We start from the raw sequence: 25,869 nt of genomic DNA on the forward strand, positions 1-25,869 counted from the left end.
TTTAGAATTTGAAATTATAAGTTATAGTTGGAATTGGAACAGAAAAAATAGAGTTTTGATAACTTTCTATATTACCAGATTCAGAAGTTTGAAAAAATACAGAGTAAGGATTATTTCTACCTAATACATTGTATATGGAGATATTCCAAAAACTATGCGCAAACTTTTTTATTTTATGATTTCCTTCAATATTAATTCCTATGTCAAGTCTGTAATAATCAGGAATTCTAAACTGATTTCGATTGCTATACGTTAAAAACTCTTTATTGTCTATAAAAAATTTACCTTCAGGATAGGTTATAGGTCTACCAGTTTGATAAGTAAAGTTTGTAGAAATACTATAACGTTCTGTAAGTTTATAATTAAGAACTGCATTAAAGTCGTGAGGTTTGTCGTAGTTGGTAGGAAAAAATAAACCATTATTAACACGTTCCTCATCAAATTGACTATCTAATTGTATTAATGCTCTAGAATAGCTATAGCCCATCCATCCATTCAATTTTCCTTTGTTCTTTTTTACTAGAAATTCGATACCATAAGATTTTCCTTTTCCTTGTAAAACTTCGGTTTCAATAGTTTCATTGAGTAATAGAGTAGCACCTACTTTATAATCGAGTAAGTTTTCATAACGTTTGTAATAACTCTCTAAACTTAGTTCATAATTATTGTTATCACCAATGTTTTTGAAAAGTCCTAATGTTAATTGTGATCCTTCTTGAGGTTTAATATTGGTGTTTGAAAGTCGCCAAGTATCTACAGGAGTAGCAGTGGTATTATTATTTAATCTGTGGATATATTGAAAAGATTTATTAAAACTGGCTTTTAAAGAAAAACTATCATCAAAAGCATAACGAGAAGCGATTCTATAGCTTAATCCATAGTAAGTTTTAAAAATTTCATTATCATCAAAAGAGAAACTATCAACTAAAGTTGTTGTATTTTTTGGAGTATTTTCTTGATATTCTCTTTGTGTAGAAGGTCCTAAAGCTAAAAATTGATTAAGACGTAATCCAACATTGAAATTTAATTTAGGATTTACAGTAATTTCATCTGAAATAAATATTCCACTTTCTAAAGCTTTTTCTTTAGGAATTGTAAGCGGGTTTATAACTGAGTTTTCTCCATTAGGAGAAATAGTTCCAGGACTAATTCGATATAATTTAGACTCTAAACCGTAGTCAAATTTATGAGCTTTAGAAAAATTATATTTCATTTTTAATTTTAAATCAGTCTCATTGATATTATAGTTCAGGTCATAGCCAGCATTGGTGTTTAAAGTTTCATAGTTGATATCAAAAGCATATTGACTGTTCGATAGAATTAAATTCCCTTTATTTTTATCATTGAACTTATGTTCCCAATTTAAAGAAAACATTGTGTTTTTGTATTGATTAATTGTATCTGATGCAATTTGATACTCATCTTGGCTGTGATATGCTGTAACTTTTAAGTTATTTTTTTCGTTAAAGGAATGAGCGTATTTTGCAATAACATCTAAGAATGAAACACTACTGTTTTTAATTTCTTTGTTATCGACTAAATTTAAAACCCAGTCAGAATACGTGCTTCGTACACCAAGATTTAAACCAGACTTATCTTTTACTATAGGAATTTCAACATTTAAATTACCTGTAACTGGGCCTATAGAAGCTTCACCAGAGAATTTTTTCGTGCTAGAATCTTTAGTCCTAATATCAAAAACAGAAGATAGCCTTCCTCCATATTCCGCAGGAATATTTCCTGTGTATACTTTTAAATCGTTTGTAGTAAATGGATTTACAGCAGAAAATAAGCCTAGAAAATGAGTCGGATTGTAAATAACACCATCATCTAATAAAAATAAATTTTGATCTACTTTTCCTCCTCGAACATTTACTCCTTCAGAACCTTCTCCTGTAGTTTTTATAGCTGGTAGTGTAGTCGCAACTTTTAAAATATCTCTTTCACCTAAAACTAATGGGATTTTCTTTATTTCTTGAGCTTTAATTTGGCTAATACCAGACATCGTTTTTCTGATGTTGTTATTTTTATTGGCACTAATAAATACTTCCTCCAATTGTTCAGATTTCTCATTTATAGTGAAATTGAGATCACCATTATTGTATAAAATAATATTTTGATGAGTAGATTCAAATCCTACAAATAAAGTTTCGAGTTTGTTTTTTCCGAAAGGAAGTCTTATACGATAAAAACCTTTACTATTTGTGGTCGTATAATTATTTGTGTTCTTATTAATTATTGTTACTCCTTCGATTGGCGATCCATCTTTATCATTTTTTACAAATCCGGTAATAGTGTAAAAAGCTTTCTTTTTCTTCTCTTCTTTTCCTATCCTTAAAAAATTAATTTCATTGTTTGTTTCTGTATCTATTATAATGGGAGTATCATTTTCACTTTTAGTGAGTAAGTTAGTACTACTATAAACACCTTTTTTAATTAAATTTCCTTTAGTTAAAACTATTTTATTGTCTTCTAAAATGAAATAATTTAAATCACTACTTTCAAAAATATTCTTTAAAATATCTTCAATAGAAGCGTTTATAAAAGACTTAGATAGTAAAGAATCATCTAGCCAATCTTCTAAAAAGAAGAATTGATATTCACTATTTTCTTCTATGAGTTTTATGATTTGTTTTTTGTTAAGATTTTTAATCTCCATTGAGATCTTTTTTTCTTTTTCTTGAGCAAATATTGGTAATATTAAAAATAAGGACACGACCAATATTATTTTTTGTATAGTAGATGTTATCATTATAACATTAATATTGAAGTTGGTTCATGAGTTTAACTACAAAGCTTTTGAAATCATTCTTTAAATAGAATACATGGTTTTTGTAAAAATGATTGATAGCTTTTTTTTGATTAGGAAAGATTCTAATAAAATCTTTTTTTGAGTTTATTTCGTAATATTCATTTTGATAAAAAAGAAAATATTGATCACTTCTCTTTTTAAACTGATGTCGTAAGTAGTTCTTTTCTTTGTTCTCAATCACATCTTTTTGATGTTTTTTATACAGTGAATAATTGTCTGTATTTACCATCTCTTCTAAAAAGCCCAAATTTCCTGCATTTTTAAAGTTTAGTTGGTGAAGTTCAAAATTTTGGATCAAGCTTTTTTCAGGAATAATTGAAATGATTTGATTTTGATCTTTGATTCTAACAACAATAAAATCATCAACAATATCATATTTAAGATCTACATCATAAAAGTTTTGATTTCTATACTTGATATTTCCTTTTTGAAAACCATTATCTAGAAGAAAGTTATGGTTAGTTTTATTTAGTACACGATACTTTTCTAAGTAAATAGCGCCATAGCTCAAAGGAGTGTTTTTCACTCCAATTATTTGATCAAATTTCTTATATAAAGAATGATCTAAATTTTGAGATTTTACTGTATAGCATAATAAAAAAACAAAAAGAAAAAAGGGGATTCTTTTCATAGTTATTTATTTGGTTAATTTTTCTTTAAATAGACTTAGTCGCAATAAATTTAGGTAAAAAAATAACTGAAAATATTTTTTTAACATTTTAATTCATTCGTTAGTAAACTTAGTTTTGAAGAATTAAAATTTGTTTTTTTCTTAAGGGTTGTTCACGAGTTACTTATCTTTTGAGATAGCTTTTTAAGAAGATTTTAAAAGAGTATTAATATAAGTTTTAGATGTAGATACGAAATCTTTCTAGAGAAGGATTATGTTAAAAACAACCTGGGTTCAATTACCCAAAAATCTCTCGAATTAAATATTCGTTTGTACTAGATTTGAGGAATCGAACTCAGGTTATCTCATGGTATTATTGTACGCTTTAGTGTATGAATTAAAAAAGTCTAATTCTTACTTGGGATATTCTTTAAAATCTCTAATAAATATTTCCAGAATTTTTGCATTGAAGAAATTTGCGCTCTTTCATCAGGAGAATGCGCACCTCTAATATTTGGTCCGAAAGATATCATATCCATTTTAGGATAATTCTGACCTAAAATTCCGCATTCTAAACCAGCGTGGCATGCAGCAACGTGTGGTTCAGCATTATTCATTTCTACATATAAATTTTTAAGTACTTTTAAAATGTCTGAATTTGTATTTGGTAGCCAACCAGGATAAGAACCAGAGAATTCTACATCAAATCCAGCTAATTCGAAAACAGAACGTAAAGAATTTGCTAAATCCCATTTATTAGTTTCAGAAGAAGAACGTGTTAAACAACCTATTTTAATAGCTCCATCTTTAACAATAACTCTCGCAACATTATTCGATGTTTCAACTAAATCTTCAATATCTGGACTCATACGGTAAACTCCATTTAAAGCTCCGTAAATAGATTTAATTACACCGATTTGAACACCCAAATCCATTACAGTCTCAGGAGTTTCTACTTCTTTAAGTTCAATAGTTAAGTTTTCTTCTAAAGAAGCAAACTCGCTTTTAATTTCGTTAATTAATTCATTTAATTCAAATAAGAAAGGTTCTTTAGAAACTGTATCAATAACCATAGTAGCAAAACTTTCTCTAGGAATAGCGTTACGTAAACTACCTCCATTAATTTCAGAAATGCGTAAACCATAATTTGTAAAACCATCAAATAATAAACGGTTCATTATTTTATTGGCATTACCTAAACCTTTATGAATATCCATTCCAGAATGACCTCCATTTAAGCCTGTTACAGAAAGTTCGAAAGCAACTGTATTTTCTGGAGTATTTTCAGATTCGTAAGTTCTCGTAGCAGTAATATCTACACCACCAGCACAACCAATTCCAATTTCATCATCTTCTTCAGTATCTAAATTTAAAAGAATGTCTCCAGTTAAAATTCCACCTTCAAGTCCCATTGCTCCAGTCATTCCAGTTTCTTCATCAATAGTAAATAAAGCTTCTATCGCTGGATGAGGAATATCGTTAGAAGATAATACAGCCATGATAGAGGCAACTCCTAATCCGTTGTCAGCACCTAAAGTTGTTCCTTGAGCTTTAACCCAATCGCCATCAATAAACATTTTAATTCCTTCAGTATCAAAATCGAAATTTGTGTCTGCATTCTTTTGGTGAACCATATCTAAATGACTTTGCATTACTATGGTTTTTCTATCTTCCATTCCAGCAGTAGCAGGTTTACGAATAATAACGTTACCTACTTTATCTACAAAAGTTTCTAGGTTTAATTTTTTACCAAAATCAACCATAAATTGTATCACACGTTCTTCTTTTTTAGAAGGACGAGGAACTGCGTTTAAATCTGCGAAGTGATTCCACACAACTTTTGGTTCAATATTTCTTATTTCTGCACTCATTCCTTTTAGTTTTGTTTGATAATTCAAAGGTACATTTTTTGAGAGTTCTATAGAAGCGATTGAAGTATTTAGATGATTTGTTTTTATACTATGTCTTTCCTTTATATTGTTGTAATTTCGCAATATGGATTTTTCATCTAAACTTCTCGAAAATGCTGTTAATGAAGTTAGCAGATTACCAGGAATTGGAAAGCGCACAGCTTTACGTTTAGTTTTACATTTATTAAAGCAACCTTCAGATAATACGAAGTATTTAACAAATGCATTAACTCAGCTCAGAACTGAAGTTAAGGAGTGTAAAAAATGCCATAATATTTCAGATACAGAGTTATGTCATATTTGTAGTAATCCAAATCGTAAAGAAGAGATTGTTTGTGTTGTTGAGGATATAAGAGATGTAATGGCAATTGAAAATACGGGTCAGTTTAGAGGTTTGTATCATGTTTTAGGAGGAAAAATTTCACCAATAGAAGGAGTAGGACCTCAAAACTTAAATATTGAATCGTTGGTAAATAAGGTGAAGAGTGGAGAAGTTAAAGAGATAATTTTTGCTTTAAGCTCAACGATGGAAGGTGATACAACTAACTTTTATATTTACAAGCAGATAGAAAAATACAATATAACAACTTCAACAATAGCTAGAGGTATTTCGGTAGGAGATGAGTTGGAATATGCAGATGAGGTTACTCTTGGGAGAAGTATATTGAATAGAATTCCGTTTGGAGACAGTTTAAAGCAATAAAAAAACGCCCCTTAGAGACGTTTTTTATCTTAATGGACTATTCTGAAATTATTGTTTTTTCCAAGTAATAGTACCATATTTAAATTTAGTATTGTTATCGGTAAAGTTAATAGTTATAAGATCAGGAGTAGTCTCTCCATCTTCTAAAAGTTCATAAACATTATTACCATTGTTTTTCCAAGTATATTTTTCAATTCCATCAGAATCACAATTTGAAGCGTCTGTACCGCCAAATAATTCAGTAGTATGGGTTCCATCACTATTGAAAACTAAAATAGATTTTTTAGTACATTCATTAGTCTCATCAATAAATTCACCATTAGTGTCAGTAAAACCTTGCATTTCTAACTTCCAAGTTCCAAGAATTGGATCTGAAACTGTTTCATCATCCGAACACGATACAAATAATAAGATTGATGCAGTAATTAATAATAATTTTTTCATAATGTATTTCATAATTTATTTAATGGTGGCAAATGTAATTAAATTTACCTAAGATGTATTTAACATTCTCAGTTGATTAGAGTAGACATAAAAAAAAAGTGCCTAAGCACTTTTTTATATTATTATGATATTTTTATTTACTGCTTTGTATATACAATATTTCCGCTAACGATTCTAAATGTGTTTTCATTTGAAAACTCAATATTCGATTCAATATTATTAAAGTTATACAAATTATCTCCTTTATTTTCCCAAGTATTAGTACCCGTAATTGATACACAGTTTCCAGCTAAATCTTGAAAAGTTTCTGAAGAAGTGCTTCCATTAATATTAAAAGTTATAGTAGATTGTTTTTCACAATCAGTTACTTCAGAACCTCCTACAGATAATAAATTCCATGTTCCTAAAATAGGATCATTGGTGTTTTCTTCGTTAGAATCACTTGAACATGAACTAAATATTGTTATAAAAATTAAAGCGTAAATAAATTTATTCATCTTAAAATTGTTTAGTTTCTTACGTAAGTTTGGCGAACAAGAACCATAGTTTTACCATCTTCAGAAAACTCAAAATCAACACTAGGTCCAGAAGTAAAACCATCTCTTCTTAGGTTGTATACATTATTGCCTTCATTTTTCCATTCACCTGTAACATTTACAACTTCACTACAACTATTATTAACTGTATTGAATTCTATTTGGCTGTATGTGTTGTCTTCATTAAAAGTAAATGTAGTCTTTTTTTTACATTCAGTAACTTCAACACCGTCTGTACCTGTAAATAGAGTCCATGTACCAATAATAGGATCTTTCGCTTCTGAACCGTTTCCATTGTCTGATTCACCATCAGAACCAGAACCATCTGTAACTACTTCGTCGCCATCAGTTCCTACTACTTCAGAGTCGTTAGAAGAACAAGAAAATAGACATAAAAATGCAAATGAAAGAATAATAATTTTTTTCATAATATGGGGATTTAAAAATTTTTCGAAATATAGGTATTTATTTTTAAAGCGTGTCTTCTGAGTTTTTATTGTTTTCCATAAGTTCTTTTTCATATTTATCCCAACTTTTCTTATTTCTAATGCTTTTGTAAAGCTTAACACTTAGCATCAAGAGAACTGAAACTAATATGATTCCTACAACACCCCAAATCCAGTTGATGGCATTTTTCAGAACGACTAAAAATACAACTGCAAAAAGAATGATTGTAGCTAACTCATTCCAGATTCTAAGTTTAAGAGAACTGTATTTAATAACATCTTTTTGTAATTGTTTGAAAATAGAATGACAAGCACCATGATAGAAATATAGAGCTAAAACAAAAGAAAGTTTTATGTGCATCCATACTTCAGATAAATACCAAGGTCTTAAATAAAGCATCCAAAAAGCAAAAAGACTGGCTAAAATGGCAGAAGGCCAAGATATAATATACCAAAGCCTTTTTTCCATTAATTTATATTGATCTTGTAATATTTTTTTTGCTGGTTCTTCTTTTTTTTCAGCTTCTGTATGATAAATAAACAGACGAACAATATAGAATAAACCTGCAAACCAAGTTACAACGAAAATGATGTGTAAGGATTTTACATAATCAAAACTCATAATCTAATTTTTTTCAAATTCATGAATCCATTTTGCTAACGCATCAACCCATTCTTCATTATCATTTAAACAAGGAACAGTGTAGAATTCTTCACCACCAGCTTCTTCAAATTCTTCTTTACCTTCCATGGCGATTTCTTCCAAAGTTTCTAAACAATCTGAAACAAAAGCAGGAGTTACAATTGCTAATTTTTTAATTCCGTCTTTTTCTGCTTTTTTAATAATTGTTCTATCAGTATAAGGCTGTAACCAAGGATCTACACCTAAACGAGATTGGAAAGTAGTTGTTACTTTGTTTTCGTCAAGACCTAATTCAGCAATAACATTTTTTGTAGTTTGAAAGCATTGATGGCGGTAGCAATAGTTATGCGCAGCAGATTGTGTATTACAACAGCTTCCATCAATTTTACAGTGCGATTTAGTAACGTCTGATTTACGAATATGTCTTTCTGGAACTCCGTGATAAGAGAACAAAATATGATCATAATCTTTATCGGACAAATAATCTTTTATACTATTTGACAATGCACTGATGTACTCTTTTTTATTGTAAAAAGGAGGAAGGTCAGTCAACGTCATATTAGGAAAATGTTCTTTTCTTAATTCTTCAGCTAATACTAAAATAGTTTCAGTAGTTGCCATTGCAAATTGTGGATATAAAGGAACTAAAAGTACATCTGTAACTCCTTTATCATGTAATTCTTGTAATCCTTGTTTGATTGAAGGGTTTCCATAACGCATTGCTAAAGCTATTGGAAGGTCTGTTTTGGCTTGTACTTTTTCTTGTAAACGTTCAGAAAGTACAATTAAAGGTGAACCTTCTTCCCACCAAATCTTTTTGTATGCAGCAGCAGATTTTTTCGGACGCGTATTTAAAATGATTCCTTTAACTAAGAACGAACGAAACCAATATGGAAAATCAATCACACGTTCATCCATTAAAAACTCTCCTAAATATCGTTTTACATCTTTTGGATCTGTACTATCTGGAGATCCTAAGTTTACTAATAATACTCCTTTCATTCTTTATAATTTATCTAATGCAAGTTTGATCGTTAAGACTAAACTTGTTTATGTCTATTTGTTTTTATTTCTAAATAAGAAAGATATTTTAACATTTAACATTTAACATTTAACATTTAACATTTAACATTTAACATCTAACATCTAACATCTAACATCTAATTCATTCAATTGATTCGTAACTTCATATAAGGTAATAGCTAAACTATGAATAACATTCATGCTAGAATTTCTTCCAAACATTGGGATAGAGATAGTTGCATCTACCAAATCTATATGTTCTATGCCATGTCGTTCGCTACCCAAAAGTAAAACCAATTTTTCATGATTTTTAAAATCAAAATCTTGAATATTTATGCTTTTATCAGTTATTTCGATACCAATAATTGTATTTCCTTCTTTTTTTAATTGTGCGATTAACTCAGAAAAATCTGAATAGGTTTTATTATGAATCTGTTGAATTGTATTTCGCGCTGTTTTTTTTACAATTCTATTGTTTAAAGCTGGTGAACTTTCGTGCAAATAGATTTGTTGTACACCAAAGCTTTCTGCGATTCTAAAACACATTCCAATATTTTCAGGTGTTCTAATGGCATCGCAAACTATAGTTATAGGAAACTCTTTTACTTTATTTTCTATTTCGTAATGTGTCAGTTGTTTCATTTAAACTTCTAAATCTAATAAGAACTCATTCCATAAATTATCTTTAAACTTCGATTTAAAGAATCCAAAATGTCCAATATTATCAACATTATAGTTTTTTGGAGTTAAATGTTTACGGGTGATTTCTGCATTAAAGTATTTTTTAGTCATCCAATCAATTGCTTTTTTAGGAGCAAAAGTGTCGTTGTCTGTACTGTAAGATGTGACTTTACCTTTTATTTGATGATGATATAATTCTTCTTTTTTCTTGTAATGAAATAAATAATCTTTCTTGCGTCCCCAGCTTGCAAATTCTTGTGCCATTGACTTCGGAAGATTTTCCATTCCTGTGATTTTTTTGCTTGGTAAATATCCAAATACAGTCGTGAAAACTGGAAAAATAACATGCCAGTTAAAATACATTTGAAGCCTACCAAAACCTTTCCAATGTTTAAAATAACCAGATTGACTAGCTACTAAAACTACATTATTAATGTATTTGTTAGCTGGAGTTAACCCTAAGATTTGTCCGCCTATACTATGGCAAACACAATCTATCTGAGCTTCTGGATGTTTTTCTTTGATATAATGTAAGACACTATTAATGTCGTTAATTGCCCAATTGGTAAGAGAAATATCAAATGCTTTTAAGTTGTCTTTTTTAGAAGCACCAATTCCAGCATAATCAAATGTATATGCAGTAATTCCTTTTGAACTTAAAAATGATGCAAACTTCTGATAATATCCTTGTAAAACTCCAGTTGCAGAACATATCAAAACAACTTTGTTTTTATTCGAATTACTAGAGAATTTAGTAAGACTTATGGCGTGACCAAGCGGAGTTGTTATTTCAAAAGCTTCCATAATTAAGAGTTAAGAGATAACACATATTGCTTCGGAGTGGTACCGAATTTCTTCTTAAAAGCAGCGATAAAATGACTTGCGGTACTATAACCAACTTGTAATCCAACTTCATTTACGTTATAACGATTACTTTCTAATAGTTTTCTTGCATGTTCCATCTTGTAATCGAATAAAAAACTATAAACAGTATCTCCATAAACTTGTTTAAAACCTTCTTTCAATTTTTTAAGATTTAGACCTATTTCATTAGAAAGTTCTTGTAAAGTTGGCGGTTCAGCCATACGAGAGATAATAATGTCTTTTGCTTTTCTAATTTTAGAAACGTCTCTTTCGTCTACTAAAAACGGACAATATTCTCCTTCTATAGATTCATCTTTTTGAAAATGCAAACTCAAAAGTTCGTATATCTTTCCTTTTATATACAGGTTTCGAATAGAACTATTCACATTAGCATTAATCAATTGCTTTAAAACGATTAATACTGTCGGTTTAATAATTGAATCATCGTAATATTTTCTATTCTTATTTTCTTCACTTAAAAAAGGAATGTAACCTGCTTCGTTAGAAAATAACGAATGAAACTTTTCAATCGATACTAATAAAGATACTAAAGCACTTTTAGGTTTAATTTCAAGATTTAGTGGTAATCGTTGTTGCGGATTGTACAAAAGAATAGAATGTTCTTCTAAAACATCTAAAGTGTAAGTGCCACCATTAAAGTGAAACTTAGAATTCCCATGAATTGAAAAGTGCAATTGGATAAAAGAATTATCTATATCTCTCTCAAAACGTTGTGTTTCCATAGAATCATTTATGAATTCTAGGAGTAGAAAACCGTTCTCAAGATTGGTTTCATTAAAAGTACTTTCAGCGGTATTTTTCAAACGATATTAAGTTTAAGAATAAAACATTTTTATTTAGAATGATTCTATATAAAAAAACTTGTAAACATTGGTTTTACTGCAAAAATAAAGAAAATCAGGTGTTTTACGAAAAAAATAACGATAAAGACAAAAATCGACATTTTAAGTTCTTTTGGCGATACTTTTATCTAAAGTAAGTTTCTATTTTTGTCGAGATTTTAGATATTTATTGAATGTTGACGAATACAAAGCACAAGAATTTTTACAATATTGGTGTAAGCTATGTTAAGGCAGATGCAAAAACGAGAGGAAAGTTTTCTTTATCAAAAGAAGATCAAATTTCGTTATTAGAAGAGGCAAAATCAATGGGGTTCGATGGTATTTTTGTGCTGTCTACTTGTAACAGAACTGAAATTTCTGGATTTGCATCAAGACCTTGTTTGCTTATCGAATTGTTATGTAAGTATTCTCAAGGTACTGTAGAAGAGTTTAGAAGTATTTCTACTATTCAACAAAATCAAGAAGCAGTAAATCATTTATTCAGAATGGGAACTGGTTTAGAAAGTCAGATTTTAGGTGATTACGAAATAGTTGGTCAGTTAAAAATGGCAGTGAAGCAAGCCAAAGAAGTTGGAACTATTAACGCTTATATAGAACGTTTAATTAATTTAGTGTTGCAATCGAGTAAACGAGTTAAAAACGAAACAAAGTTAAGTTCAGGTACAACATCGGTATCGTATGCAGCAGTTCAATATTTAATCAAAAATCTTCCAGACTATAATTCAAAAAATATTTTGGTTTACGGTTTAGGAAAAATGGGAAAACATACGTGTAAAAATTTAGCGCAGTACACTCAAAACAAACAAGTAGCTTTAGTTAATAGAACTGAAGAGAAAGTAGATGAGTTTATTAAAGATTACGACTTTATTAAAAAAGCTAAATTAGAAAACTTAACTTCTGAAATAGAAAATACAGATGTTTTAATTGTTTCTACAGGAGCGTCAACAGCTACAATCACTAAAGAAAATATTACTTCAAATAAAGATTTACTAGTTTTAGATTTATCTGTACCGGCAAATGTTAGTGAAGAAGTAAAGCAATTAGATAATATAACATTAATTAATGTTGATGAATTATCTAAAGTAACAGATGAAACATTAGCTGTAAGAAAACAAGAAGTGCCAGTTGCAGAAGCAATTATTAGTGAGCACAAACAAGAGTTTAACGAGTGGTTAAATCACCGCCGTTTTACACCAGCAATCAATGCTTTAAAACAGTCTCTAGAAGCAATTCAGCAAGACGAAATAAACTTTCACAAAAAGAAAATATCAAACTTTGATATTGATCAAGCTGAAGCGATCACATCAAGATTTATACAGAAAATTACTACACAATTTGTAAAACACCTAAAAGAAGAGAATACTTCTGTTAATCAAAGTATTCAAGTTATGGCAAAAGTGTTTGGCACAAATTTAGAAACAATAGATGCAAAAAATAATTAGAATTGGTACTCGAGATAGTGAATTAGCACTATGGCAAGCTAAAAAAGTTCAAAAATTACTTCACCAAGAAGGTTATCAGTCAGAAATTGTCCCTATCAAATCTACAGGGGATATTATTTTAGATAAACCCTTATACGAATTAGGAATTACAGGAATCTTTACTAAGAATTTAGATATAGCAATGTTGAATTATGAAATCGATATTGCTGTTCATTCTATGAAAGATGTTCCTACAGTTTTACCAGAAGGAATTGTACAAGCTGCGGTATTAAAAAGAGCAAATCATAACGATATCTTAGTACTAAAAGATAATGAAGAGTTTTTAGCTCAACCGAAAGGAGTTATTGCTACTAGTAGTTTAAGAAGAAAAGCCCAATGGTTAGATCGTTATCCAACACATAGCGTAGAAGATTTAAGAGGAAACGTAAATACACGTTTACAAAAGGTTAAAGATAACGAATGGAACGGAGCTATTTTTGCTGCAGCAGGATTAGAACGTATTGGGAAAAGACCAAAAGGTGCTGTTAATTTATCTTGGATGATTCCTGCTCCAGCACAAGGAGCAATAATGATTACTGCTTTAGAAGAAAACGAAGATATCAGAGAAGCATGTTCTTATTTAAATCATAAAGATACCGAGATCTGTACAGCTATTGAGCGTGAATTCTTAAATAGATTAGAAGGAGGTTGTACTGCACCAATCGGAGGTTTTGCAAGAATTGATGAGGTAAATAAAGAAATAGAGTTTAAAGGAATTCTATTAAGTAGAGATGGAAAGAAAAAAATTGAAGTCCAAAGAACAGTTCCTTTAATTAAAAAGAAATATTTAGCACAAGATTGTGCAAACTATATTTTAGATAGAGGTGGAAAAGATTTAATGAGTGATGATGTAGCTGTAGCTAAAGAATTTTCAATTTATTCTACAAAAGCACTTTCTGAAGCACAAAAGAATCTTCTTGCAGAATCTATGACAGTTGAGGATAGTGATTTTATCAAAATTAGATTTAATAGAATTGCTCCTAAATTAGTTAAACAAGAATTAGAACATGTAATTATTACAAGTAAAAATGGAGTAGAAGCGTTACTTCATAATTTTACAAAAGAAGAATTACAGTTTAAAAATATCTACTGTGTTGGTAGAAGAACAAAGAAGTTAATAGAACAAAAAATAGGTAAGGTTAAAAATTCAGAAAGAAACGCTAAAAAACTAGCAGCTTATTTGTCTGAAGAATTATCTGGACAAACTGTAACTTATTTCTGTAGTGATTTACGTTTAGATACTTTACCAACAGTTTTATCAGAAAATAATATTACTGTTAATGAAATAGAGGCTTACAAAACAATGTACAGTCCAGCTAAAGTAGATGAAACAGTGAACGGAGTATTATTTTACAGTCCTTCTACTGTAGAGAGCTACATGCAAGAGAATAAAGGAGATAAAATTGCTTTTTGTATTGGAGAAACTACAGCAAAAGAAGCATCTAAGTATTTTGAAGAAGTACAAGTTGCTAAAGTTCCAACAGTAGAAAGTATTTTAGAATTAGTGAATTTACACTTTGTTAAAAGTTAGGTATATGTTAAATACAAGAAGACCAAGAAGAAATCGTAAGTCAGCAGCAATAAGAGCTATGGTAGAAGAAACTACCTTATCTGTAAACGACTTTATTTACCCTGTATTTCTTATTGAAGGTATAGGAAAGAAAGAAGAAATTGTTTCTATGCCTGGTATTTATCGCTATTCGTTAGATTTACTTTTAGAAGAAATTCAAGAATGTGTAGATTTAGGAATTAAAGGATTTTGTGTATTTCCTTCATTAGGAGATGACAAAAAAGATAAATATGCAACTGAAGGTTATAATCCTGACAGTTTATATAATACAGCATTAAAAGAAATCAAATCAAAGTTTCCTGAAATTGCTTTAATGACGGACATTGCTATGGACCCATATTCAAGTGATGGTCACGATGGAATTGTTGAAAAAGGAGAAATTCTTAACGATGAAACTTTAGAGATTTTAGGAAAAATGGCTCTTGCGCAAGCAAAAGCTGGAGCAGATATTTTAGGTCCATCTGATATGATGGACGGTCGTATCGGATATATTAGAAATGTTTTAGATGAAGCTGGATATACGCAAGTATCTATAATGTCGTATACAGCAAAATACGCAAGTGCTTTTTACGGTCCGTTTAGAGATGCATTAGATTCGGCTCCAAAGTTTGGAGACAAAAAAACATACCAAATGAATCCTGCTAATACTAGTGAAGCTTTAATAGAAGCAGATTTAGATATTCAAGAAGGAGCAGATATGATTATGGTAAAACCAGCTTTAGCGTATTTAGATATCATCAAGTTACTTAAAGATAACTACAATGTGCCAATCACAGCTTATAATGTAAGTGGAGAGTACGCAATGCTTAAAGCAGCCGCAGAAAAAGGTTGGTTAGATGGAGAAAAAGTAATGTTAGAAAGCTTGTTAAGCATTAAAAGGGCAGGAGCAGATATTATTTTAACTTATTTTGCGAAAGAAGTTGCTAAAATTCTTTTAGAAAGAAAATAAAATTGAAGATTAAATTAATAACATATCATTTTTTAGCATTTTTATTATTATCAATAATTTACATCCTTTTTAGTGAAAGTATTGTAAAATTCTTATTTCCTGACGTGCATGATGTTTTATTATGGTTAAAAGTTTTGGTAATAGGAGTTTTATTGTTGATAATTTTTAATGTTATTTCTTATTGATATTTTATAAAAAACTCAAAGTTTAATGAAATTCAAAAAATCACAAAAACTATATAATAAAGGTTTAGTTAATTTAGTTGGAGCAGTAAATTCACCAGTAAGAGCATTCGCTTCTGTTGGTGGAAATCCACTTTTTATTGAAAAAGCTAAAGGAAGTAAAATAATCGATGTAGATGGAAACTCTTACATCGATTATGTATTGTCTTACGGGCCAATGATTTTAGGTCATCGTCACAAGAAAGTACAAAAAGCAGTAACGAAAGCTTTAAAAAACGGATATTCTTTTGGAGCTTCAACAGAAAACGAAATTAAACTAGCTAAAATAGTTTGTGATGCTTTTCCAGGAATGGATAAAGTTCGTTTTGTAAACTCAGGTACAGAAGCTGTATTAAGTGGAATTCGTTTAGCTAGAGCTTACACAGGAAAAGATAAGATTATTAAGTTTTCTGGTTGTTACCATGGTCATCAAGATTCGCTATTAGTTGCAGCAGGTTCTGGTTTAGCAACCTTAAGTTTACCAGGTAGTAAAGGTGTTCCAGAAGGAGCAGTGAAAAATACTTTAATCGCAAACTATAATGATTTAGAAAGTGTAAAAGCACATTTCGAAAAGCATGATGATATTGCTGGAGTAATTATTGAACCAGTAGGAGGAAACATGGGAGTTGTAATTCCTCAAAATAACTTCTTAAAAGATTTAAAAGAATTAGCAAATAAAAACGGAGCTTTACTTATTGCTGATGAGGTAATGACAGGTTTCCGTTCTACATTTGGTGGGGCTCAAGAAGTTTTAGGAGTAGAAGCAGATATTACGTGTTTAGGTAAAGTTATCGGTGGAGGTTTCCCTGTTGGAGCTTACGGAGCTAGAAACGAGATTATGGAAAATGTTGCTCCATTAGGAGGAATGTATCAAGCAGGAACATTAAGTGGTAATCCAATTGCAATGGTTGGAGGAATTGCCACTTTGTCAACATTGAAAAAGCAAAATCCGTACAAGCAATTTGATGCAGTCGGAGTAGAAATAGAAGAAGCGATTTTATCATCAGCTCAAAAATATGGAGTAGATGTTACGGTGAATAGGTTTGGTTCTATGATGAATCCTTTTTTTACTAATAAAAAAGTTACTAATTTTGAAGAAGCACAGACTTCTGATACTAAAAAGTTTGCTGTATTTTTCTGGGAGATGATTAAAAATGGAATATTTTTACCTCCATCTCAGTTTGAAGCTTGGTTCTTATCTAGTGCTTTAACTGAAAAGAATATTAGCAAAACCAAGAAAGCTTTAGATAACGCATTAAAAGCAGTTTCAGAAATGTAAAAAAATAAGTCATGAAATTATTTAGTTTAATAATATCAATTTTCTTTTATTTATCATGTTCACCAAAAACTACAAATTCGATAGATGTACAGCAAATCATGAAAAGTTTGTATGAAGGAAGTCTTACTGGAGCTGGAGGAGAAGGATTTAAAAAAGAAAACCTTGTTATTCAAACTGTTGAAGAGTGGAAAGCTTTCTTAACTAAGTTAGATTCAACAAACAAAGTTTCAGGAGAATTTGATACCAACATAGATTTTTCAAAAAAAAGTGTAATTGTTGCCATAGATAGTGTAAGGAATACTACAGGTTTTACGATTAAGATTAATGAAGTTTCACACAAGAGGAAAACTTTAGAAATTGTAATTAATCATAAAGGACCAAAACCAACCGATATGGTTGGTATGGCAATTACGCAACCAATACATATAGTTACAATTAATAAAACAGACAAGAACATAGTTTTTGTTGAAGAATAATATGATAAAAAACGATTTATTTTTAAGAGCTTTAAAAGGAGAAACTGTAGATAGACCACCAGTTTGGATGATGAGACAAGCAGGAAGGTATTTGCCAGAGTTTATGGAAATTCGTAAGAAATACGATTTCTTTACACGTTGTAGAACTCCTGAATTAGCTTCAGAAATAACAGTTCAACCAATTCGTAGATATGGTATGGATGCTGCAATTCTATTTTCAGATATTCTTGTAGTACCTCAAGCTATGAATGTTGAGGTAGAGATGAAACCTAATTTTGGACCATATTTACCAAATCCAATTCGTGATAAAAAAAGTTTAGATCAGGTAATTATACCAGATGTAAATGAGGAATTAGGTTATGTAATGGATGCAATTAAGGCAACTAAAGAAAAGTTGAATGATGAAATTCCATTAATAGGTTTTGCGGGATCTCCATGGACAATTTTATGTTACATGGTACAAGGTCAAGGATCTAAAAACTTTGATAAAGCAAAAGAATTTTGTTTTACTCAACCAGTTTTGGCACACGAATTGCTTAGAAAGATAACAGACACCACAATTGCTTATTTAAAAGCAAAGGTTAAGGCCGGTGTTAATGCTGTTCAAATTTTTGATTCTTGGGGAGGCATGCTATCCCCAGTAGACTATCAAGAGTTTTCATGGCAGTACATCAATGACATAATTGAAGCGTTAAAAGATGAAATTCCAGTAATAGCATTCGGTAAAGGATGTTGGTTTGCATTAAATGAAATGTCAAAATCAGGAGCTTCAGCTTTAGGAATAGATTGGACTTGTTCTGCTCGAAATGCAAGATATTTAACAGGAGGAAATATTACTTTACAAGGTAATTTTGACCCTTCAAGATTGCTTTCTCCACCAAATGAAATCAAAAAAATGGTGACAGAAATGATCAACAATTTTGGAAAGGATAAATATATTGTTAACTTAGGGCACGGGATTTTACCAAATATACCTTTGGAAAACGCAAAAGCATTTGTTGATGCAGTAAAAGAATACAAACAATAAAAGAATTAAAAATTAATCGAGATTCCCATGAAAAGATTAGTAACTTTAATATTAATTGTGATTACGTCTAGTGTATTTGCGCAAAGAAAGTACTATAACCAAGCGGTGAATAGTTGTGCAGATAAATCTTCAGACGAATTAATTAATAAGTGTATCAAAGATAGTTATTTATTGAACTACGATTTCACAACAGACACTGATAAAGTAATAAGTACAAAGTCAATTAAAAAACCTATCGTTCTTATAGCCGCTGCTACATGGTCTGCTCCATGTTTTGGTCAGATACCAGCTTTAAATCAAATGGTTGAAAAATACAATGATAAGGTTCAATTCGTCATGATTTTCTGGGATAAAAAAGATAAATTAGGAAGAATGCAAGAGAAACTAGACGATAGAATCCTTTTAGTTCCTGCAGGAGAAGCTGATAAAGTACAAAAAGGTAATTTAGATATTAGTGGTTTTGTTCATAAATTAGATTATCCAACAGCATATTTAATCGATAAATCTAAGAAATTTGTAGATGTAAAACGCGGTGCTGCGATACCTACAAAAACTGTTAGTAAAGATCAAGCTACTGCAACTAATGTTTCAGAATTAGAAACTTTTATAAGTCAAGTAGTAAATTAATAGTCTAATATTTACAATATTTAAAACCTCTTTCTTAATTTTGAAAGAGGTTTTTTTATTTTTAAGCTATGATACAATCAGCCATAAATGCTATAAAAGCATATTTCAATGCACTAAGCATCATTAAAAAATTGAATTTATGGAAATATTTCTTAATACCTGTAGTGATAAGTATAGTTACTGCATTAATTATAGGTTCATTTTCATATATTCTTTCTGATAATTTAGGATATTACTTTGCTAAACTATGGCCTTGGGAATTCGGTAAAGAAACATTTACTACAATAGGTAATTTTTTAAGTGGAATAGCTATAGTTGCTGTAGGTTTAATTTTATATAAACATATAGTTTTGGCTTTATCTTCACCATTTATGAGTCCTGTTTCTCTAAAGATAGAACAGCATTTTTATGGAGATAAACACGAACATACCAAAAGTACTTTTTCAGAATCTTTAGCTAGAGGTATTCGAATTAGTGTAAGAAATTTGGGTAGAGAATTATTATTAACCTTATTAATTATAGTTTTAGGGTTTATACCTTTGATAGGTGTTTTTTCATCTATAGCATTATTTTTAGTCCAAGCTTACTATGCTGGTTTTGGTAATATGGATTATACATTAGAACGTCATTACAAATACAGAGATAGTGTAAAGTTTGTAAGCAAAAACAAGGGCGTTGCAATTGGAAATGGTATAGTTTTTATTCTTTTTCTATTAATACCAGTTATTGGAGTTATATTGGTTTTACCTTTTTCTGTTACTGCTGCTACAACTGAAACCATGAAAAAAATACCTTAAATAATCTACTATTATCTGTATTTTTGTTGTACAATATTTACATGATAATGAAAGATCAATTTTACGGATACATCCAAGAATTACAAGATACAATCACATCAAAGTTAGAAGAAATTGATGGTAAAGCTAAATTTGAAGAAGACATATGGAAGAGAGCTGAAGGTGGTGGAGGTAGAACTCGTGTTATAGAGAATGGGAATGTATTTGAAAAAGGAGGTGTAAATATTTCTGCAGTACATGGAGAGTTACCTGAAGTATTAAGAAATCAGTTTAAAGTTGAAACAGGAAATTTCTTTGCATGTGGTTTGAGCTTAGTTATTCACCCAATAAATCCTTTTGTACCTACTGTTCACGCAAATTGGCGTTATTTTGAAATGTATAATGAAAAAGGAGAAATAGTGACACAATGGTTTGGTGGAGGACAAGATTTAACTCCATACTATCTTTTTGCTGAAGATGCTAAACATTTTCATACAATTTGTAAAGAAGCTTGTGACAAACACCACACAGATTTTTATCCTAAATTTAAAGAAACTTGTGATAACTACTTTTGGAATACCCATAGAAATGAGGCTAGAGGAGTGGGAGGATTATTTTTTGATTATTTAAAAGAAACTGAAGAGTTTTCGATGCAAAATCGTTTTGATTTTGTTACTGAGGTTGGTAATAGTTTTTTAAACAGTTATGTGCCGATAGTTGAAAATAGAAAAGATACTGAGTATACTCAAGAGCATAAAGATTGGCAAGAAGTAAGAAGAGGACGTTATGTTGAGTTTAACTTAGTTCATGATAGAGGTACATTGTTCGGGTTAAAAACTAACGGACGAATAGAAAGTATTTTAATGAGTTTACCTCCAAAAGTACAATGGAAGTACAATCAAGTTCCTGAAAGAGGAACAGATGAAGCTAAATTACTTGAAGTATTAGCTAATCCAGTAGACTGGATAGAATAATATGTAAAAAAGAAACTACTTAATTGTAGTTTCTTTTTTATTTCTAAAAATTTATAATTCTTATTCCCATATCACTTGTTTTCTCGTTGTTTTTCTATTAGATCTTTTGATAGCTTGGAGTTTAGCTTTTAACAAGAGTCTTCTACCATTTGTATTTCGGGTATAAACAAGTGTAGCTTTATGAATATGTTTGTTCCAATTTTTCTCGAAAATTGTAGCACTTTTCTTATTGGTACAAAAAACTTCAGGAACATTAAAAAACTGTTGTTGTTCAAGTTTTTTAGTTAACCAAGTAGATTCGTAGATAATGTACTTCGGATTTTCAACAGGGATCAATATTTCATTTAAAGCATCTACAAAGATTTGACTTTCAAGTCTATTAACTCCGTCTATAGTACAAATAGCATTACCATTTTCTTTAACTTTAGTCTTTAGTTTTATTTTGTCTCTTGGAGTAGTAATAAAATTTAATTCATATAGAGAATTCAATACAACTAAAGCTCTATTGTAAATTTTCTTATCTATTATTCCGTATTTTAAATAATATTTTACAAATAAGTTTATTTTAAAAGTGAACCAAATTACAATTAGTACAAGAGTAAAGCTGAGAAAGTATAAAGTAATTTTGTGATCAATAATTAACATTAAAGCGCCATAAATTGCAAACAATAAAAGAATATACCAAGTTTCTTTCAAGGCAAATGACACAGCATTTGTATAGTCTTCACCGTTGGGTTTAGGTTGTTTTTTAGCACGGTTAATAAAGGTAAGTTGTTGATTAACTTTTTGGCCCTTAAAAATAGCTTTTTCCCATTGTTTAGCTATAGCATTTCTTGTACTAGATAACGCTAAAGTTTTTTGATTTAAACTTTCAACATCATTAGGAAAAATAGAGTCAGGTAAATTTAATCTTTTAATACCTGTTTGTATAGTGCTATCTTCCAAGTTAGAGATGCCAAGAAAGGAGTTAAATCGTCTATTAAGAACAGTAAAATCTTTACCACCATTTTCATTGGTTGGATCTAAACAGGCTAAATGCCATATTAATCCCACTTTATTTGAATTATTACTATCTACTCTAATTGCTCTTCCTCGCATTTGATTTGAAGAAACAAATGAACCAACTACAGAAGCTAGAATTAAACTATTAATACTAGGAGCGTCCCATCCTTCTCCTAAAAGCGATTTAGTACCAATAAGTACTTTTATATGGCCTTTTTCAAAAAGTTGAGTTATAATTTCAACAATACTTTTCTGAGAAGAAGTTTTTGGAGAAATTAAAACAAAATTTTCATCTGATTCGAGGTAAGTAATAATGTAGTTTTCAAGAGTGTCAATTTGTTCTAATTCATGAATAATTTCTTGATGAATAATAACTATAGATCCTGTTAAAACAGCAAGAGATTTTGGGTAAAAGATTACATTTTTAATACGTTGAAAAATAGGGATAACTCCCATTTTTTGAATATCATTTGAAGCATCCTTTTTGACACTTAAATATTCTTTTCTAATGTAATCTGTAAGGATAACACAACGTAAATTATCTTTCAAGTTTTTTTGTTCCTGTCGAACAATTTCAACAATACTCTTAAGTTTACTGGGACTATTACTTAATGATTTATAGACTAAATCATCGCCTGTTAAATTGACTTTATTTTTACTGAATATAGAAAGTAAACGAAGTTGTTTTTCAAGTTTATCTAAATATACTTTTTGTTTTATCAATATTTCTCTGTCAGTAACAAGCAGAAACTGAAGTAAAGTTTCCAACCAATAATTTGATAATTTAGGAAACTCTATACTTTCTTCGTGATTAAAACCTAAGATCTCCAGTTTTTCTCTAGGTATACTTTCATTACTAGCATTTAAGAAAATTAATATTGATGAGAAGAAATTTGAATTTTTGTAGATACTTTCAAGATGACTTTCTGTTCTTGTATAAAAACGATGGTTTTTAACTAAATTTATAAAAGCTGAATCAGTAGTTAATGAAACTTTAAACTGATCAACTTTTTCTTTGAACTCTGTAATAAGTTTAACTTCATCATCCTCAGGTTTTGATAAATATACTAAGTCTTGATGTGGAGCTAAATTTTTCTCTTTTACTAAATCTGGAACTACAATTTCATCATCGATTTCATTACAGAGCTTAAAATATTTTTGTATTTCAGAATTTTCACTGTCATATGGAGGAGTAGCAGTTAGTGCTACAACAGTTTGTAAGTGTTCCTCCTTTAAATCATATAAACATTTCCACCAAGCATTTTTCAAATGATGTGCTTCATCTAATAGTAAAACTTCTATATTTTCTTTTTTAAAGAAGTCAAAGTAGGCTTCATTAGTTTCAAAATTTTTAAAAAAGCTATGAAGAGCTTGATAAGTAGAAAAAGTTAACGTAGACGGATTTTTAATATCAAAAGAAATTTCTTCAAAGTCATTATTTTCGCTGAAAAAACTTTGTAATCTATCATTCCATTGATTTCTAATCGTAAGAGTAGGAGCTAAAACCAAAGTTTTCTTCCCAATTCTTCGAATTACTTCTAAACCTAAAATAGTTTTACCCGAGCCAGGAGGAGCTACAATATGAAAATGATTATCAGCAATATGTTCATCAAAATTTTGTAAAACTTTAGCTTGATAAGGTCTCCACTGAAATTTAAAGCGCAATTTTTTTAGATTACTTTTCATCTTATAGGTTCAGAATAATAAGACGAAATTATATGTTCTTATTGATAATTAGAAATATGAGACCACTTTTTTAAGTTAATTCAAGGTTAACAGGTATCGTTCACCTAAGCAATAAAGAAACAAATGTTATTTTTGAAGGATGTCTAGAAAAATAATTTTATTGGTTGTAGCTTCTATTGTTGGATTAATAGCTTTATCGTTAATTCAAGCTCGACTAATTCAAAATACTTATGATTTAAGGAAAGAAGCATTAATTGATACCACCAGTGAAACGATAGGGAAAATCGGAAGTTATGGAACATCAATAGATTCAATTAGTGATGCTATTTCAAATACTTTTCTAAAAGATTTAGATAGATACAGTATTCAAATGCTCCTAAAAGAAAAACTACTGAATAGATTACGTAAAATAAATGATTCTCTAAATCCAAGATTTATTGTAGAATATGAAAAAGAGATGAAGTCTAAAAATTTAAATTTCGATTTAAAATATCACAAGGTTTTAGAGAGTATAATTTTAGTAGATAGTTTAAAAACCGATACTATTTTTTATGATAAAAAATCAAGTAAATTTAAGTTAGTGGGGTATGAATTTGAAAACGATCCAGAGTTACGATTAGGAACGTCTACTTGGGAAACGAATAGAACTTTTCAAAGAAAAATTAAAGGAGAATTAAAAAAAGGAAATTATGATGTAGTTTTTAAAACTGTAAATTACATGAATATTGACGAGGCAAATTCAATCATATTAAACGAAATGAGAGGATTACTCATTTCGTCTTGTTGTATTTTCCTTTTTGTGATAGGTCTCTTCTATTATTCAATAAAAAATTTAATAACTCAGAAAAAAATAGCTGATATAAAATCAGATTTTATTAATAACATCACTCACGAATTAAAAACACCTTTGGCTACTTTGTCCTTAGCAACAAAAATGTTAAAAAAGCAAGATCTTAATACACAAAATAATTTTGTTGAATCAACTATAGAAACTATAGAAAGGCAAAATATAAGATTACAAAAACTAGTTGATCAAGTGTTAAATAATAGTTTAGGTTATAATGAAATTGAATTACAAAAAGAAAATGTAAGTCTGAATGATTTTGTACTAGAGATTATAGACGATTTTTTAATCTCAAATAAAGACATTATTTTAACTAATGTTATGTGTGATCATGATGTTTTAATTGAAGTCGATAAATTCTACATAAGTACTGTATTGTCTAACATTTTAGAAAATGCTGTAAAGTATGGCGGAACTGAATTAGAAGTTCAACTAAAACATAATAAAGGAGTTGAAATTATAATTGGAGACAACGGAATTGGAATTTCAAAGAAAGATATTCAGCAGATTTTTAATAAATTTTTCAGAGCTGAAAATAAAGATATTCATAATGTGAAAGGTTTGGGTTTAGGATTGTATTATAGCAATCAAATCATAAAAGCACATAACGGAACAATTTCAGTAAAAAGTGAAAAAGTAAAAGGAACTACTTTTAGTATTAAATTACCTTTAGATTAATGACTCAAACAAAAGAACATATTTTATTAGCAGAAGATGATGTAGATTTTGGTAATCTTCTGAAACAATACCTCGAAATGTCTGGCTATACTGTAGTTTGGACTCAAAATGGTGAAGAAGCTTTAGAGAAATTCAAAGAGAGTAGTTTTCATATTTGTGTTTTTGATGTAATGATGCCAAAAATAGACGGATTTACACTGGCAGAACAAGTAATAGCAATAAATCCAGAAATTCCTTTTATTTTTTTAACTGCTAGAAAACTAAAAGAAGATCGATTAAAAGGATTAAAGTTAGGCGCAGATGACTATATCGTTAAACCTTTTGATGCTGATGAATTGGTATTAAGAATTAATAATATCATAAAAAGATCGACAACTAGTGTTACTAAAGTTGTTAATGAAGGAGTTATTCAAATAGGAAATTATAGCTTTAACCAAAGACGATTAGAATTAGTTTTCGAAAATGAAATTCAGCAATTAACAGAAAAAGAAGCCAGTTTAATTCAGTTTTTATTCGACCATAAGAATCAAATGCTGAAACGAGAAGAAATATTAAAAGCTGTATGGAAAAACGACGATTATTTTTCTGGAAGAAGTATGGATGTCTTTATCAGTAGACTTCGTAAATATTTCAAAAAAGACACAGCTATAACTATAGAAAGTTCAAGAGGAATTGGGCTCGAATTTAAGATACGTTAATACAGATGTTCAAGTAAGTTAATGCTAGGTTAACAGAGCAAAAAAC

At 29.7% G+C, this 25,869-nt stretch carries 24 protein-coding genes; 12 read left to right on the top strand and 12 right to left on the bottom strand.

Going from position 1 to position 25,869, the window contains the following annotated elements:
* Position 1 precedes the first annotated feature (1 nt).
* From AQ1685_RS08110 to AQ1685_RS08120, 3 genes are all read right to left on the bottom strand, one after another.
* Entirely contained in the window at positions 2 to 2,659 is a 2,658-nt protein-coding gene (locus tag AQ1685_RS08110; protein WP_231970265.1) for a TonB-dependent receptor, read from the bottom strand.
* Positions 2,660 to 2,759: 100 nt separating this feature from the next.
* Positions 2,760 to 3,443 carry a hypothetical protein gene (locus AQ1685_RS08115; protein WP_095071073.1) on the bottom strand — a complete coding sequence of 228 codons (684 nt, stop codon included), beginning with the start codon at positions 3,441 to 3,443 and terminating at the stop codon, positions 2,760 to 2,762.
* A gap of 386 nt (positions 3,444 to 3,829) precedes the next feature.
* Positions 3,830 to 5,293 carry an aminoacyl-histidine dipeptidase gene (locus tag AQ1685_RS08120; RefSeq protein ID WP_095075028.1) on the bottom strand — a complete coding sequence of 488 codons (1,464 nt, stop codon included), beginning with the start codon at positions 5,291 to 5,293 and terminating at the stop codon, positions 3,830 to 3,832.
* A gap of 124 nt (positions 5,294 to 5,417) precedes the next feature.
* Here AQ1685_RS08120 and recR point away from each other — a divergent pair, with 124 nt between their 5' ends.
* Complete coding sequence (gene recR, locus AQ1685_RS08125; protein ID WP_095071075.1) at positions 5,418 to 6,035, top strand: recombination mediator RecR; 618 nt, start codon at positions 5,418 to 5,420, stop codon at positions 6,033 to 6,035.
* Positions 6,036 to 6,083: 48 nt separating this feature from the next.
* Here the strand turns inward: recR and AQ1685_RS08130 are convergent, their stop codons facing one another.
* The 8 genes from AQ1685_RS08130 to AQ1685_RS08165 form a co-directional block, all read right to left on the bottom strand.
* Complete coding sequence (locus tag AQ1685_RS08130) at positions 6,084 to 6,479, bottom strand: lipocalin-like domain-containing protein (protein WP_157730154.1); 396 nt, start codon at positions 6,477 to 6,479, stop codon at positions 6,084 to 6,086.
* A 137-nt stretch (positions 6,480 to 6,616) separates the two neighbouring features.
* On the bottom strand, positions 6,617 to 6,976 hold the full coding sequence (locus tag AQ1685_RS08135) for a lipocalin family protein (protein ID WP_095071079.1): 360 nt from the start codon (positions 6,974 to 6,976) through the stop codon (positions 6,617 to 6,619).
* Between the two features lie 11 nt (positions 6,977 to 6,987).
* Positions 6,988 to 7,443 carry a lipocalin family protein gene (locus AQ1685_RS08140; RefSeq protein ID WP_157730155.1) on the bottom strand — a complete coding sequence of 152 codons (456 nt, stop codon included), beginning with the start codon at positions 7,441 to 7,443 and terminating at the stop codon, positions 6,988 to 6,990.
* Between the two features lie 43 nt (positions 7,444 to 7,486).
* Positions 7,487 to 8,083 (bottom strand): CopD family protein, encoded by a 597-nt coding sequence (locus AQ1685_RS08145; RefSeq protein ID WP_095071083.1) that lies wholly within the window; start codon positions 8,081 to 8,083, stop codon positions 7,487 to 7,489.
* A 3-nt stretch (positions 8,084 to 8,086) separates the two neighbouring features.
* Complete coding sequence (gene hemH / locus AQ1685_RS08150) at positions 8,087 to 9,106, bottom strand: ferrochelatase (RefSeq protein ID WP_095071085.1); 1,020 nt, start codon at positions 9,104 to 9,106, stop codon at positions 8,087 to 8,089.
* A gap of 144 nt (positions 9,107 to 9,250) precedes the next feature.
* Positions 9,251 to 9,769 (bottom strand): TrmH family RNA methyltransferase, encoded by a 519-nt coding sequence (locus AQ1685_RS08155; RefSeq protein WP_095071087.1) that lies wholly within the window; start codon positions 9,767 to 9,769, stop codon positions 9,251 to 9,253.
* Entirely contained in the window at positions 9,770 to 10,612 is an 843-nt protein-coding gene (locus AQ1685_RS08160; protein WP_095071089.1) for an alpha/beta hydrolase family protein, read from the bottom strand.
* Positions 10,613 to 10,614: 2 nt separating this feature from the next.
* Positions 10,615 to 11,496 (bottom strand): helix-turn-helix transcriptional regulator, encoded by an 882-nt coding sequence (locus tag AQ1685_RS08165; RefSeq protein ID WP_231970268.1) that lies wholly within the window; start codon positions 11,494 to 11,496, stop codon positions 10,615 to 10,617.
* Positions 11,497 to 11,708: 212 nt separating this feature from the next.
* On the opposite strand from AQ1685_RS08165, the gene hemA reads away from it, so the two are divergent.
* The 9 genes from hemA (at position 11,709) to hemF (ending at position 20,915) form a co-directional block, all read left to right on the top strand.
* The gene (gene hemA / locus AQ1685_RS08170) at positions 11,709 to 12,977 is read left to right on the top strand and encodes a glutamyl-tRNA reductase (protein ID WP_095071091.1); all 1,269 of its coding nucleotides are present in this window, start codon (positions 11,709 to 11,711) and stop codon (positions 12,975 to 12,977) included.
* Complete coding sequence (gene hemC / locus AQ1685_RS08175) at positions 12,961 to 14,547, top strand: hydroxymethylbilane synthase (RefSeq protein WP_095071093.1); 1,587 nt, start codon at positions 12,961 to 12,963, stop codon at positions 14,545 to 14,547. Before hemA ends, hemC begins: the two co-directional genes overlap by 17 nt.
* A gap of 4 nt (positions 14,548 to 14,551) precedes the next feature.
* Positions 14,552 to 15,535, top strand: a complete 984-nt coding sequence (gene hemB, locus AQ1685_RS08180) for a porphobilinogen synthase (protein ID WP_095071095.1) — start codon at positions 14,552 to 14,554, stop codon at positions 15,533 to 15,535.
* Between the two features lie 210 nt (positions 15,536 to 15,745).
* Entirely contained in the window at positions 15,746 to 17,035 is a 1,290-nt protein-coding gene (gene hemL / locus AQ1685_RS08185; protein WP_095071097.1) for a glutamate-1-semialdehyde 2,1-aminomutase, read from the top strand.
* Between the two features lie 11 nt (positions 17,036 to 17,046).
* On the top strand, positions 17,047 to 17,511 hold the full coding sequence (locus tag AQ1685_RS08190) for a protease complex subunit PrcB family protein (protein ID WP_095071099.1): 465 nt from the start codon (positions 17,047 to 17,049) through the stop codon (positions 17,509 to 17,511).
* A gap of 1 nt (position 17,512) precedes the next feature.
* Entirely contained in the window at positions 17,513 to 18,538 is a 1,026-nt protein-coding gene (hemE, locus tag AQ1685_RS08195; RefSeq protein WP_095071101.1) for a uroporphyrinogen decarboxylase, read from the top strand.
* A 27-nt stretch (positions 18,539 to 18,565) separates the two neighbouring features.
* Entirely contained in the window at positions 18,566 to 19,165 is a 600-nt protein-coding gene (locus tag AQ1685_RS08200) for a TlpA family protein disulfide reductase (protein ID WP_095071103.1), read from the top strand.
* A gap of 68 nt (positions 19,166 to 19,233) precedes the next feature.
* Positions 19,234 to 19,962, top strand: coding sequence for an EI24 domain-containing protein (locus AQ1685_RS08205; protein ID WP_095071105.1), 729 nt, complete (start codon positions 19,234 to 19,236; stop codon positions 19,960 to 19,962).
* A 47-nt stretch (positions 19,963 to 20,009) separates the two neighbouring features.
* Positions 20,010 to 20,915: an oxygen-dependent coproporphyrinogen oxidase gene (gene hemF, locus AQ1685_RS08210; RefSeq protein WP_095071107.1), complete on the top strand. Its 906-nt coding sequence runs from the start codon at positions 20,010 to 20,012 to the stop codon at positions 20,913 to 20,915.
* A gap of 60 nt (positions 20,916 to 20,975) precedes the next feature.
* Here the strand turns inward: hemF and AQ1685_RS08215 are convergent, their stop codons facing one another.
* A complete protein-coding gene (locus AQ1685_RS08215; RefSeq protein WP_095071109.1) occupies positions 20,976 to 23,603 on the bottom strand; it encodes a DEAD/DEAH box helicase family protein in 2,628 nt (875 codons plus the stop codon).
* Positions 23,604 to 23,742: 139 nt separating this feature from the next.
* Between AQ1685_RS08215 and AQ1685_RS08220 the strand changes: the two genes are divergently transcribed.
* Entirely contained in the window at positions 23,743 to 25,125 is a 1,383-nt protein-coding gene (locus tag AQ1685_RS08220; RefSeq protein WP_095071111.1) for a sensor histidine kinase, read from the top strand.
* A complete protein-coding gene (locus tag AQ1685_RS08225; protein ID WP_095071113.1) occupies positions 25,125 to 25,823 on the top strand; it encodes a response regulator transcription factor in 699 nt (232 codons plus the stop codon). The genes AQ1685_RS08220 and AQ1685_RS08225 overlap by 1 nt, the downstream gene beginning before the upstream one ends.
* Positions 25,824 to 25,869 lie beyond the last annotated feature (46 nt).

The sequence above is a fragment of the Tenacibaculum jejuense genome (assembly GCF_900198195.1).
Lineage (GTDB): Bacteria > Bacteroidota > Bacteroidia > Flavobacteriales > Flavobacteriaceae > Polaribacter > Polaribacter jejuensis.